This window comes from Thioclava sp. JM3, from assembly GCF_002213185.1.
Lineage (GTDB): Bacteria > Pseudomonadota > Alphaproteobacteria > Rhodobacterales > Rhodobacteraceae > Thioclava > Thioclava nitratireducens.
In genome coordinates this window covers 166,815-180,054 of the sequence record NZ_NBOB01000002.1, presented here as the reverse complement: position 1 = coordinate 180,054, position 13,240 = coordinate 166,815, and the positions used below count along the sequence as shown (strand labels likewise).

Annotated in this window: 10 protein-coding genes; 3 read left to right on the top strand and 7 right to left on the bottom strand. The window is 64.3% G+C overall.

Translation table 11 applies throughout. The features are described 5' to 3' along the window. Window positions 1-7: 7 nt before the first annotated feature. Complete coding sequence (ligD, locus tag B6V73_RS04205) at window positions 8-2,416, bottom strand: DNA ligase D (RefSeq protein ID WP_088724619.1); 2,409 nt, start codon at window positions 2,414-2,416, stop codon at window positions 8-10. After that, window positions 2,416-3,333 (bottom strand): Ku protein, encoded by a 918-nt coding sequence (locus tag B6V73_RS04200; protein ID WP_075776325.1) that lies wholly within the window; start codon window positions 3,331-3,333, stop codon window positions 2,416-2,418. Before B6V73_RS04200 ends, ligD begins: the two co-directional genes overlap by 1 nt. Before the next feature lie 367 nt (window positions 3,334-3,700). Between B6V73_RS04200 and B6V73_RS04195 the strand changes: the two genes are divergently transcribed. After that, window positions 3,701-4,561, top strand: a complete 861-nt coding sequence (locus B6V73_RS04195) for an NAD(P)-dependent oxidoreductase (RefSeq protein ID WP_088724618.1) — start codon at window positions 3,701-3,703, stop codon at window positions 4,559-4,561. Window positions 4,562-4,568: 7 nt separating this feature from the next. On the opposite strand, the gene B6V73_RS04190 is transcribed toward B6V73_RS04195, so the two are convergent. Then, entirely contained in the window at window positions 4,569-6,452 is a 1,884-nt protein-coding gene (locus tag B6V73_RS04190; RefSeq protein ID WP_088724617.1) for an FAD-dependent monooxygenase, read from the bottom strand. Window positions 6,453-6,561: 109 nt separating this feature from the next. Between B6V73_RS04190 and B6V73_RS04185 the strand changes: the two genes are divergently transcribed. Next, window positions 6,562-6,993: a MarR family transcriptional regulator gene (locus B6V73_RS04185; RefSeq protein WP_075776328.1), complete on the top strand. Its 432-nt coding sequence runs from the start codon at window positions 6,562-6,564 to the stop codon at window positions 6,991-6,993. Window positions 6,994-7,044: 51 nt separating this feature from the next. Here B6V73_RS04185 and B6V73_RS04180 read toward each other — a convergent pair whose 3' ends face one another. The 3 genes from B6V73_RS04180 to B6V73_RS04170 all read right to left on the bottom strand — a co-directional run bounded on the left by B6V73_RS04180 (window position 7,045) and on the right by B6V73_RS04170 (window position 10,557). Continuing rightward, window positions 7,045-9,309: a molybdopterin cofactor-binding domain-containing protein gene (locus B6V73_RS04180; RefSeq protein ID WP_088724616.1), complete on the bottom strand. Its 2,265-nt coding sequence runs from the start codon at window positions 9,307-9,309 to the stop codon at window positions 7,045-7,047. Then, complete coding sequence (locus B6V73_RS04175) at window positions 9,306-9,779, bottom strand: (2Fe-2S)-binding protein (RefSeq protein WP_088724615.1); 474 nt, start codon at window positions 9,777-9,779, stop codon at window positions 9,306-9,308. Before B6V73_RS04175 ends, B6V73_RS04180 begins: the two co-directional genes overlap by 4 nt. Before the next feature lie 238 nt (window positions 9,780-10,017). Next, the gene (locus tag B6V73_RS04170) at window positions 10,018-10,557 is read right to left on the bottom strand and encodes a DUF882 domain-containing protein (protein ID WP_075776331.1); all 540 of its coding nucleotides are present in this window, start codon (window positions 10,555-10,557) and stop codon (window positions 10,018-10,020) included. Window positions 10,558-11,084: 527 nt separating this feature from the next. On the opposite strand from B6V73_RS04170, the gene B6V73_RS04165 reads away from it, so the two are divergent. Beyond that, window positions 11,085-11,552 carry a nucleoside deaminase gene (locus tag B6V73_RS04165; RefSeq protein ID WP_088724614.1) on the top strand — a complete coding sequence of 156 codons (468 nt, stop codon included), beginning with the start codon at window positions 11,085-11,087 and terminating at the stop codon, window positions 11,550-11,552. A gap of 80 nt (window positions 11,553-11,632) precedes the next feature. On the opposite strand, the gene B6V73_RS04160 is transcribed toward B6V73_RS04165, so the two are convergent. After that, on the bottom strand, window positions 11,633-13,147 hold the full coding sequence (locus B6V73_RS04160; protein ID WP_088722005.1) for a catalase: 1,515 nt from the start codon (window positions 13,145-13,147) through the stop codon (window positions 11,633-11,635). Window positions 13,148-13,240: the final 93 nt, after the last annotated feature.

Genomic DNA, 13,240 nt, shown 5'->3' with positions numbered 1-13,240 from the left:
GAGGCAGTCACTCCGAGGCGTCGAGCATGTCCTTGAGCTTGTCGACCCGACCCTGGCTAATCGAGACAGCATCGGGAAACGCGATCTCTGCATCACGCTCCAGCGCCGCGCCCAGATCGAAGGCGTTGGCCTTGCGGACTTTCTTCAGCTCGTCCCACGAGACCGGCATCGCGACCGGCGCACCGGGCCGTGCGCGCAGCGAATAGGGCGCGATCGCTGTCGCTCCCTCGCCGTTGCGCAGCCAGTCGACGAAAATCCGCCCCTTCCGCTTCGACTTCGACATTTCGGCGGTATAGCGTTTGGGCGACCGCGCGACGAGAAGATGCGAGAAGACCCGCGCAAAAAGCCTGACCGTATCCCATCCGGCGCTGCGCCGGAGCGGCACCGTCACGTGGATACCCTTGCCGCCGGACAAGAGCGGCCAGCTCGGCATGTCCAACTCGGCCAGCAGATCGCGGATCTCGAAGGCCGCATCTTTGACCCCGGCGAAATCCAATCCCTCGTCGGGGTCGAGGTCGAAGACCAGCCGGTCGGGCCGCTCCAGCCGATCGACGCGGCTGCCCCAGATGTGGAACTCGATCGTGCCCATCTGCGCGGCCGCGACCAGACCCTCCGCTGTGCGGATCATCATGTACTGCGCGGTCTTGCCGTCACTCTCGGTGATCTCGACATTCTCGATCCCGTCGGGAAAGCCCCGGCCTGCGTGTTTCTGGAAGAAGCGCTCGCCGCCCAGACCTTCGGGCAGCCGGAGCAGCGACACCGGATGCTCGGCAAGATGCGGCAGGATGCGATCGGCCATCGCCTCGTAATAACGCGCGACATCGAGCTTGGTATAACCTGCGCCCTCGAATACCACCCGCTCGGGCGAGGAAATCCCGATCCCCGCGACGTTCGGGCGCTCCTCGGAGGGTGCGTCGTTATCCAGCCGTACCGTACGCGCGGGCTTGTCCTCGCGCAGCCCGAGGAAGACCGCATGCCGCAACCGGTCGCCCCCGGTGCGCTCCGCATAGCGAATCTCGGCGACCAGTTCGGGCGTGATCCAGTGCATACCCTTGGCCTCCGATGCCTCGACATCGGCGGGCGCGGTCTTGCGGGCGAGCGGTTTCATCGCCTTGGCCAACGCCTCCGCCTGATCCTCGTCGAAGCCGGTGCCGACCTTGCCGACATAGCGCCAGCCGTCGCCCTCGGCGGTCCCCAGCGCGAGCGAGGCGAAGGGCCGGCCACGCTTGTCGCTTTCCTGCCAGCCGAGAATGACGAACTCGTCGCGGCGCTCGCATTTGACCTTCATCCACGATTTGGAGCGGGTCCCGCGATATGGTGCGTCGATGCGCTTTGCGATCAGCCCCTCGCCGCCCGCTTTGCAGATCGTGTCGAAGGCACCCTCGGGGTCTTTGGAGATCACCGGGGAGAGCTGCGCAGGCCCCAGCGCGGGGAGCGGCTTCATCACCTCCTCCAGCACCTCGCGGCGTTCGGAGAGCGGCGCCTTGCGCAGGTCCTCGCCGTCGCGCGAAAGGATATCGAATCCGTAGAAGCGGAACGGCCCGCCTGCCGTGATCGCCTTTTGCAATTCCGAGAACCCGTCGAGACCTGCGCCTGCGACGATCTCGCCGTCGATCAGGGCGCTGTCGCAATCGGTCTCAGCCAAGGCGGGCAGCAGGCCTTCGAAGCGATCCGTCCAATCCTTGCCGTTGCGTGTGAAGACGCGCGGGCCGCCGTCTCCAAGCGCGATCAGTGCCCGGTAGCCGTCGAATTTCAGCTCGTGCCACCACCCCTCCCCCGCGACCATCTTGTCCGACAGGGTCGCCAGCTGCGGCTTGCAGAAGCCAGGGCGTTTGCCGCCTTGCGTCTCGACGGGCGGCTTGTCGGCGGCGATCTCGCGCATCGTGCGCTGGCTGATAACGGAGCGGCGATAGCGCGCAACCGGATCGCGCGCGCCGCTGGCCGCGTCCTCCGCCTTCGTCAGCAGCCAGTTCTCGCGCTTGCCTTCGGTTTTCATGCGGATCAGGTGCCACTCGCCTGTCAGTCTCGCGCCATGCAGGCGCAGGTGCAGATGCCCTTTCTTGAGCGCCTTGCCGACCGGGATCAGCGGCTGCCAATGCCCCAGATCCCACAGCATCACCGTGCCCGCGCCATAGTTGTCCTTCGGGATCGTCCCCTCGAAGGTGAGATAGTCGAGCGGGTGATCCTCGGTCCGCACCGCGAGCCGCTTTTCACCCGGATCGAAAGACGGTCCCTTGGTGATCGCCCAGGACAGCAGCACGCCCTCCCATTCGAGGCGCAGATCGAAATGGGTGCGCGTCGCGTCGTGTTTCTGGATCGAATAGCGCGGCGCGAGATGGCCCGAGGCGGTGCCGCCATCGGGCTCTGGCGTCTGCGCGAAGTCGCGCATCTCGAGATAACGATCGAGGCTTCCCATCACGCCGACTTCTTGGTTGAGGACTTCGCGCCGGAGGATTTGCTGGATTTCGACCCGGATGACTTCGCGCCGGAGGTTTTCGATGACGATTTGCGACCCGTCGATTTGCCCCCGGATTTGTCGCTGCCATCGGCCTTGAGGCTGTCCTGCAGCGCCGACATCAGGTCAACCACGTTATCGCCGCCTCTGCTGCTGTCATCCTCGCCCGCCTTGGCGCGGGGCGTCTTCTTCGACTTGCGTTTGCGGTCGATCAGATCGCGCAAAGCCGCGTCGTAGTGATCGGTGAAGGCGGAGGCGTCGAAGCTGTCGGTCTTGCGGTCGATCAACTGAGTGGCGACCTCCAGAAGCTCTTTGTCCGCAGGTTCGTCCTCGATGTCGGAGAACAGCGGGTCGGCTTCGCGGATCTCGTCGGCATAATGAAGCGTCTCCAGCAGGATGCCGTCGCCGCAGGGCCGCAGCGCGCAGAGATATTCCTTGCCGCGCATCACCAGTTGGCCAAGCCCCACCTTCTTCGATTGCCGCAGCGCATCGCGCACCACCCGGTAGGCATCCTGCGCCAGATCGTCGGTCGGCACGACGTAATAGGGCCGGTCGTAATAAAGCGGCGGGATTTCGGACGCGTCGACGAATTGCACAAGCTCAAGCGTCTTCTTTGTTTCCAGCTTGATCGCGTCGATCTCTTCGGGTTCCAGCAGCAGATATTCATCGTCGCCGAGCTCGTAGCCCTTGAGAATCTCGTCGGCGTCGATGGGCCCGATGCCGGGGACGGTCTTCTCATAATGGACACGCTTGCCCGAAGGCCCATGGATTTGCCGGAACGACAGTCGCGCGCCGGATTTGGTCGCGGAGTGAATTTCGACGGGGATGCTGACCAGCGACAGTCTGAGCTGGCCTTTCCAGATCGCGCGTGAGGCCATGAGCGGCTCCTTTGGCTTGACCTTGGGAGAACGCCCGCTGCCGCGCGGGGTTCCGCGCCGGGCTCGGGCGCTTGATGCATCTTCCGCATAGACCCGCGCAATGTCGAGCGTCGCCTCCATTTTTACCCTTATCAAAGCCGGCACACGAGAAATCGGAGAACCGGCGAGCGGCACGGTGGCCGCCGGGGCAATCGGTCATGGAACAAAGGCCGGATAACGAGCGTTCGCCCCCCTGTCGGATTTATCTCCATACCGATGGAAGCGCCTTTGGCCCCCTTGCGGTCACCAGCATGTGCCTGCCGCTCGCGGAACCTCGCGAAGGCGCCTCGCATTCGGTCAGCAACAGCATCACGAACAGGAGCAGAGCATGGCGAAAATCGCATTTCTTGGCATGGGAGCGATGGGCTCGCGGATGGCGCGAACCCTTCTGGATGCGGGCCACGATCTTGTCGTCTGGAACCGGACGCCGGAGCGCTGCGACCCGCTGATCGAGGCCGGAGCCACCGGCGCGGAAACCCCGCGCGATGCCGCCGCAGCCGCCGAGTTCACGATCTCGATGCTGCGCGACACCGATGTCTCGCGCGAGGTCTGGTGCGACCCGGAAACGGGCGCTTTCGCAGGTCTTCCGGAAAGTTCCGTCGCAATCGAAAGCTCGACCATTACGCCCGAAGGTGCGGCAGAGCTGGGCAATTTCGCCCGCGAGCGAGGGCTGACCTTTCTGGAAGCGCCGGTATCGGGCACGCTGCCACAGGCCGAGAACGGCGCGCTGGTCTATTTCCTCGGCGGTGAGGCTGAGACCGCCAAGCGTGTGAATGACGTGCTCGAGCCGCTCGCCAAGGCACAGCATCATGTCGGCACGTGGGGCATGGGCGCGCGAATGAAGCTCGCGACGAACGCCATGCTGGGCGTTCAGGTCGCGGCCTGGGCGGAGATCATTCCGATGCTGGAGCGCGGCGGCATGGATATCGATCTTGCGCTGGAGGCGCTCTCCTCCACCCCGATCTGGACACCGAACGCGCCCTATATCACCGGCACGATGCAGCGCTCGGATTTCACCCCGCAATTCCCGGTCGACCTGATCTCGAAGGATTTCCGCTATGCCATCGCCGAGGGCGGAGAAGCGCGGATGCCGATGACCGAAGCCGCCAAACGTCTCTTCGCGCGGGCGAGCGAGGCCGGCCATGGCGATGAGAACATGACCGGCGTCGTGCAGGTGAACCGCGACTGACGCGCCCTCAGCCAGCCGATTGCGGGATCAGGATGCGGTCGAAGAAATCCGCGACCGCGTCCACCGCATCGAGCGGCAGAACCTGCGCGACATATTGATCGGGGCGCAGCACCAGCAAGGCGCCCTGCACCCGGTCGATGCCGCGCAGATCGAAGATGTCGGGGCCGGTGACGGCGGGGCAGAAGACCTTCTCGTAATCGACCAGCCCGTAGCGCCCCTTCTTGGGCCGAAGGAGCGCGGGCAGCGCCTCGATCAGCATCTCGCGGTGGGGCGTCTGGAAGACTGCGCGAAGGTCGATGACGCTGTCGATATCCGCGCCCTCCGGCGTGAAGCGGTGAAGCAGCCCCTCCGGCCCGTCGAGCCGGTCGCATAGCTGTGCGATCGCCCCGCCTGTCTCGCCACTGTCGCCTTCCGGCGCGAATGCCAGAAGCCGCCAGCGTCCATCCGCCTTGAATGCATGGCCCAGCTGCATCGGCTTCGCATCCGCCAAGCGCACCACCGGCGCAGAGTGGAACCGCTTGCCCACGACCTGCCCGGCAGCGAGTGCCTGATGCGCTGTGTCGCCGATCAGAAGCCCCGACGCGTATTGCGTCTCGACCCCTGCGGTATAGCGCCCGTGCTTCTGGAAATAGGCCTGAAACTGCGCCTCATCGTCCTTGGTCTGCGGCTTCGCGCTGAACAGCCGCGCCATGTCGCGGTCGAAATCGACGAGCTCCTGCGCCTTGGCCTGCCGCTCCTCCGAATAGGTCCGGAGAAGGCCTGGCCGCGCCTGCCCGCGCAGCACGGCTGCCAGTTTCCAGCCGAGGTTGAACGTATCGGCCATCGAGACATTCATCCCCTGCCCGGCCTTCGGGCTGTGGGTGTGACAGGCGTCGCCCGCGATGAAGATGCGCGGCTCGGGCGCGCCGTCGCCGTCTCTGTCGCTATCGTCGAACCCGTCGCAGACACGCTGGCCGATCTCATAGGCCGACCACCATGCGACCTCCTTCACTTCCAACGTATAGGGAGCGAGGATGGCCTGCGCCTTTTCGATCAGCATCTCGGCACTGACATTGCGATCTGCGGCACGCTCGTCGCCATGCAGCGCGTCGAGCTCGATATAGAGCCGCACCAGATAGCCGCCTTCGCGCGGGATGATCAGTACGCTGCCCTCGGTGGATGACTGGATCGCCGCCTTGAGCCGGATATCGGGGAAATCGGTGACCGGCAGCACATCCATCACGCCCCAAAGCTGGCGCGCGGATTCGCCGTGCAATTCGTGCCCGATGGATTTGCGCACCGTGCTGCGCGCGCCGTCGCAGCCGACGACATAGCGCGCGCGGATCGTCTCGGTCCCGCCCGGCGCATCGAGGCAGTCGAATGTAGCGACGAGCGGATAATCGGGATCGTCGGTGCGGGTGAGCATGGTCAGCGCGCGGTCGTAATCGGGGGTCAGGCGGCGCGGGCCGTTGCGCATCGTCTCGAGGTAGAAATCATGGACCCGCGCCTGATTGAGGATGACATGCGGCATCTCGGAGAGATCGTCGGCCACGTCCTGAATCCGGTCGGCCCGTTGCAGCCCGTCGCCTTGCGCGCCGGGCCGCCAGAAGGCGACCTCGTTCACCCAATAGCCCTCTTTCATCACCTTTTCGGCGAAGCCGAAAGCCTCGAACATCTCGACCGAGCGGCAGGCGATGCCATCCGCCTGCCCGACTTCGAGCGGGCCGGGTTTGCGCTCGGTGATGCGCACGGAAATCTCGGGGAAGGCTGCAAGCTGCGCCGCAAGCGTCAGCCCTGCCGGGCCGCAGCCGACAATCAGAACGTCGACCGTGTCGAGCTTCTCACCCGCCTGCGGATGACGCGGCGCGATGGCCGGATCGCCGGGGTTGAACCCGTTCAGATGAAACTGCATAGCTCGCCCTCCCAATTGATATGCATACTTACCATTAGCGGAAGGACTGGCGCCGCGTCAATATAGTAAGTACACTTACATAAATCGCGGAAGAACCGGAGCGCAGCTTATGCCGAACGAATTCGAGACCATGCCCGGCCACCTTATCCGGCGGCTGAACCAACGCTCGACGGCGGTGTTTCAGAAACGGATCAAGGACGCCCCGCTGGAGCTGACCTCTGTGCAATTCGCTGCGCTCGATGCCCTGTCGCGCGAACCGGGGATGGATCAGGCGCAGCTGGCGGCGCGCATTGCCTATGACCGCGCGACGATCGGGGACGTGGTGAAACGGCTGGTGCAAAAGGGGCTCGTCGAGCGGACCGTCAGCGAGACGGATCGGCGCGCGCGCAGCTTGCATCTGACGCCCGAGGGCACAACTGCACTGGACGGCGCGCGGCCAGTGGTGACCCGGCTGCAGGCGGAAATCCTGGAAGGGTTGAGCGAGGAAGAGGCCGCGCAGTTCATCGTGCTCGCCCGCAAGGCGGTCGCCCCGCAGGACTGAAAAGGGAGGCGGATCGCGCCGCCTCCCCCAAATCTTTCCGTCCGGACGGGCTCAGCCCTTCTTCAGGTCGAGCTTGTCCATCGGCATCGAACGCACGCGCTGCCCGATCAGCACCGAGACCGCGTTCGCGATCGCCGGCGGCACGGCGGGCAGCGGCGGCTCGCCCACGCCCCCCATCTTCGCGCCACTCTCGATCACCTTCGCATGGATGCGCGGCGCCCGCGCACCCCCGAGGATCGGGTAGTAGTCGAAGTTGCGCGCCGTCGGCTTGCCATCCTTGTAGACGACCTCTTCGATCAACGCCTCCGAGGTGCCTAGGGTCGCAGCCCCCATGATCTGCGCCTTGATGATCGACGGATTCACGATGCTGCCCGGGTCGAGCACGTCCCAGACGTCATGCACCACGATCTTGCCGTCCTGGATCGAGACTTCGGCAATCGCCGCAGCCTCGCTGCCGAAGGGCGAGGCCATCGCGACACCGCGGGCGCGGCGGGTGCCATCCTCGGCATCGAAGGGACCACGCTTCCAGCCGCCCGACAGATCGCCGACCGCTTTGAGCAGATTTGTCAGACGCTCGTTTCCTTCGAGCAGCTTCATACGCAGCTCATAGGGGTCCTGCCCGCCCGCATCCGCCATCTCGTCGAGGAAGGCTTCGTAGAAGAAGTCGTTCATCGAATGGCCGACCGAGCGCCAATAGGCAAGCGAGGTCGGGTTCTCGACATAGTTCTGCGCAATGCGGCGGTTCGGGATCGCGTAGCTCTTGCCGGTCAGCCCCTCGACGGCCATCGCATCGACCTTGTCGGGGTTGTGACCGTTCAGCGCCTCGGTCGGACCTTCGCAGGCGGAGATCGCCTCCAGCGCCACCGGCATGCCGTTCTTATCCAGCGCGCCACGGAAACGCACCGCCGCCATCGGGCGCAGCGGGTCGCGCAGGAATTCCTGCTCGCGCGTCCAGATCACCTTGATCGGCTTGCCGACCTCCTTCGCAAGCTGGACCGCCTGCGGGAAGGGGTTGGCCGACGGGTACAGGAAGTGCCGCCCGAAGAAACCACCCAGCATCGGCGAGTTGACCTTCACCTGCTCGGGCTTGATCCCCGCCGCATCGGCGATCTGGGTCTGGAACTGCTCGGGCGCCTGGTTGGGCAGCCAGATGTCGAGCGTGCCATCCTCGTTGAACCGCGCCAGCGTCGAGGCTGGTTCGATCTGGGCGTGGTGCAGATACTGGCTCTGGTAGGTCGCATCGACCGTCTTCGCTGCCCCGTCGAAGCCCGACTTGATGTCGCCTTCGCTCTCGGCCTCGGTGCCGTCGCCCTTGGTGTTGGCCAGTTGCTTGGCGAACTCCTCGGTCGAGAAATCGGCGGGCATGTAGCGGATTTTGGACTTCTCCTCCTCGCTCGGCTCCTGCCAGTCGACCTTGGCGGCTTCGACCGCCGTTTTCGCGTCCCAGAAGCGCTCGGCCACGACAGCCACCGCGCCATCGAGCTTATGCACCGACATGACGCCGGCCATGCCCTTCACCTCGTCGAGGTTGCTGATATCGCCGGGTTTCAGCCCCAGACGCGGTGCGTGCTGGACGGCTGCGTGGAGCATGCCGTCGACCTTGGCATCCATCGCATACATCGCCTTGCCGGTCGATTTCTCGTAGACGTCGACGCGCTTCACGGGCTCGCCGATCCACTTGAAGTCTTTCGGGTCTTTCAGCGTCACGGACTCCGGGCTGGGCACTTCCTGGTCGAGCGCATCGCCCGCCAGCTCGCCGTAGCCCACCGACTTGCCGGAGCCCTTGTGGACCACCTTGCCTGGCTCGGTCGACAGTTCGGACACCGGCGCGTCGAGCTTCTTCGCCGCTGCTTCCAGCATCATCTGCCGGGCAGCCGCGCCCAGCTTGCGCATCGTGTCGTAGCTGGTACGCACCGACATCGAGCCGCCGGTGATCCTCATCTTGCCGTAGACCACGAGGTAATCGCTGCCTGCAGGTGCGTTCTCGACGATGAAGCTGTCGGGGGCGACGTCCATTTCCTCGCCCACGATCTGTGCCATCGCGGTGAAGACACCCTGCCCGCCTTCGTTGAACGGGCTCAGCAGACGGACCTTGCCGTCCTTGCGCAGCTCGAGGAAGGCCGGGACGTTGGCGCCGGGCGGCATCTCCTGCGCGGCAGCCGCAGCCTTGTTGGGCGCGACGCTCAGGCCGAAGCCCAACACGAGCGAGCCCGCGGTGATACCGGCCGAAGCCAGCAGGAAGCGGCGACGCGAGACGTTCTCGGGCGCGCCGGTCGGGTAGCCGGGATCGGAAATCTTGGGATCGTGGTCGTTCATTGCGCATCCCCCGCTTTCGCTGCATCGGTACCGGCAATCGAGGCGATCGTATCGTTGATCGCGTTGTAGGTGCCGCAGCGGCACAGGTTGGTCATAGCTGCCGTGATGTCATCTTCGGTGGGCTTGTCGTTCGACTTCAGCAGCGAGGTCGCCGCCATCACCTGACCCGATTGGCAATAGCCGCATTGCGGCACTTCCTTGTCGACCCACGCCTCGACCACACGCTTGCCGACGGGGTCGTTCTCGATATCTTCGATGGTGGTGACTTCACTGTCGCCCACCGCGCTGACCGGCAGCACGCAGCTGCGCTGCACGGTCCCGTCGAGCAGCACCGAACAGGCGCCGCATTGCGCGATCCCGCAGCCGAATTTCGTGCCGGTCATGCCCAGCTCATCGCGGATCACCCATAGGAGCGGGGTATCCGGGCCGGACTGCACGTCGACGGACTTGCCGTTGATCTTCAATTTCATGAGTTCCTCCTCGCCGTTTTATCGGTGAGCGCCCGCGCGGCGCTTGTTGGCCGACCTTCACGTAGGGCGCACACGGCGAGAGGCACTAAATTTTCGTGAAAACTTCGCGAGAAGAGGGAACCGTCTCGGGTGTCGAGGCGTCAGCGCGGCGCGACGCCCTGCCCTCGTTCCGGTTCCGTGAAGGCAGGGACACAGCGCACCGCGCCGATGCCGTTCGAGACGCGCGTGGCGCTTGCGCTCAGCCGCGCCAGGTGCGGACGGGTCCGCAATCGACATGCACGAAATGCTCGCTCGGATAGTAGCCGACACCGCCGCCACGGATACGCAGGGCCACCTTGTGCAGCATGCTGGTCGAGACATGCGGGTGCGTGATGTCGAGCGCCTCGCCGCGCATGTGGAAGCTGTGCGTCGCGCCATGCACCAGCCGGTTCGTCTTGGGCGTGCGATAGCCCGACACGAGCATCAGCGGCGTGCTCTGCTCGAGGAGCTTTTGCATGTTGTAGGCGATGTTGATCGTGCGGTTGTCGATCTTCACCTCCTTCTCCTGACGCCAGTCGCGGGCGATCCGATAAAACTCGCGCATCGCCTGCTCGTCATATTGCCCCTTCGAGAAATAGACCGCGTCGAAATTCTCGTTGGTATGGGGGTTGTGGAAGCTCAGGCGACGCTCGTCCGTCTGACCTGCTGCCTGTGCCGGGGTGACGATGTAGGGGGTTGCAAGTACGCCCGCCGCGCCCAGGAGAAACTCGCGTCGAGCCAGACCCGTTGCCTTTGCCATGATAGATGTCCCTTCAAATTCGTGTCGAAGGGCGCAAATTCGAAATTTCGGGACGGAACAAAAGGGCGGGCCCGGGTTCCATCGATGGAACCGGCAGCCAAATGCCGAGTTGTCAGCGACGACTTGCCGACAGATGCCTTTGCCTCAAGGTCATCTGAACGGTTGTGATCTCTTGAAACCCGCTCAGCCCTTGCAGGTCACGACGGTGAGAGGGAGCGCGAGGGCAGCCTCACACGGGGGAGAGGCCGGATTTCCGCTTCCGGACACGTCACCGCGCCTGAAAGCTCCACCCGATTCGCCCCGTGGAGACTTGGACCCCACGAAGACGCAGCAGCTTCGCGGTGCGCCTTTCGGTCACCTGTAAGTCCTGCCTAACGCCGAATGTCGACATGGGTTCCGGAAAAAATCGGCATGCGTGTGGGATTGGTCGCACTCGCGCGCGGGGAACAGCGCGCAGCTGGGGGCGTTCGTCCCTGCGCGCCATCCCTGCCCGCCTCTCATTCTCAGACCGCCGAAAGGATTGACCCATGCCCGAGCAACCGACCCCGACCGAACGCGAGGCGATGGCCCGTTTGATCGCCAAGGCCAAAGAAGCCGCACAAGAACCGGGCAAGGCGGGGATCGCCGCCGCGATCCTGCGCGACGGGGAGATCATCGCCGAAGGCGAGAACGAGGTGCATCTCGACTGCGATCCGACCCGCCATGCCGAGATCGTCGCGATTGCGAAGGCGACACGCGCGCAGAACGACCCGTCGCTCGATGGCTGCGTGTTGCTCACCACCCTGCAGCCCTGCGAAATGTGCCTCTCGGCAGCGCGCTTCGCCGGGATCACGCGGATCATTTTCGGCGCGCAGAAGGAAAACGTCGCCGGAAAATATTTCGTCTTCCCCGACCTGACACTGTCGGAATTCCGCACTGCGGGCGGGGCTTTCGAGGCGATCGGCGGCGTGCTGGAAGAAGACATCGTCGCGCTCTATGCCGACGGCGAGGAATGATGCCTGCTGCAGACAGTGAGCGTGACAGCAAAAAGGCGGGGCCGACCCCCCGCCTTTTCCCGTTCTCGTAGACGACCGGCTCAGCCGCTGATGCTCTTGGCCGAGGCCATGCCCGGCGCTTTCGATTCACCGCCCAGCTTGTCGCGGACCGCTTTCTCGATCCGAGCGCCAATGTCACCATCGACGTTACGCCAGTACTCAAACGCCCGCTGCAGCACCTTCTCGCTGACGCCATCGCAGAGGTGTCCGGTGACGTTGGTCACGAAACGCTCGCGCGCCGCGTCATCCATCACCTCGCGCACCAACGCGCCCGCCTGACTCCAGTCGTCGTCATCCTCGCGCTGTCTGTAGGCCTCGCGCACCATCTCGCCATCGGCATACCAGAGGCCGGCCTCGGCCTGCTGCGGATGCGCCTCCGGACCGCCGTAGGAATTCGGGAAATAGACCGGGTCTTCCGACTTGTTCACCCGCATCTCGCCGTCCTTGGTATAGGCGTTGACCTCGCTTTGCGGCTTGTTCACCGGGATCTGCTTGTAGTTCACCCCGAGCCGCGCGCGATGCGCATCGGCATAGGAGAAGCCGCGCGCCAGAAGCATCTTGTCGGGCGAGAGACCGACGCCGGGCACCATGTTGTTGGGCTCGAAGGCCGCCTGCTCGATCTCGGTGTGGAAATCGGTGGGATTGCGGTCGAGAACCATCTTGCCGACCTCGATCAGCGGGTAGTCTTCGTGCGGCCAGATCTTGGTCAGATCGAACGGGTTGATGCGATAGGTCTTGGCATCCTCGAAGGGCATGATCTGGAAATACAGCGTCCAGCTCGGATGGTTGCCTTCGGCGATCGCGTTGAACAGGTCGCGGCGGTGAAAGTCGCTATCGGCGCCAGCCATCTGATCGGCTTCGTCCTGCGTGAAATGGGCGTTGCCGTCGCCTTGGTCGGTCTTGAAGTGGAACTTCACCCAGAACATCTCGCCGGCTTCGTTGACGAGCGAATAGGTGTGGCTCGAATAGCCGTTCATCTCTCGCCAGGTGCGCGGGATGCCGCGATCGCCCATCAGATAGGTCACCTGATGCGCGCTTTCGGGCGAGAGGGTCCAGAAATCCCACTGCATGTCGTGGTCGCGCAACCCGTTATCTGCGCGGCGCTTCTGGCTTCGGATGAAGCTCTGGAACTTCAGCGGGTCGCGCACGAAGAAGATCGGGGTGTTGTTGCCCACCATGTCGAAATTGCCGTCCTCGGTATACATCTTCACCGAGAAGCCGCGCGGGTCGCGCCATGTGTCGGGGCTGCCGCGCTCGCCGGCCACGGTGGAAAAGCGCGCGACGATGTCGGTCTTCGCACCCGGCTGAAACACTTTCGCCTTGGTGTATTTCGAGACATCGCCCGTGACCTCGAAATAACCGAACGCGCCCGAGCCCTTGGCGTGCGGCTGACGCTCCGGAATACGTTCGCGGTTAAAATTCGCCATCTGTTCGATGAGGTAGTGATCGTTCAGAACGATCGGACCGTCGGAACCGACCGTGAGCGAATGTTCGAGACTTTGGACGGGGGCGCCCCCGTCTGTGGTGGCGGGGCGTCCGCGCTTGTCGTTCGTCATGTCGGAACCTCTGCTATTGGAGAATAATGGTTCCGAAACGCGGGGGGTATGGCGGAGTTCCTTGAAGTTTTCCCGACAGAATTCACGGCTACG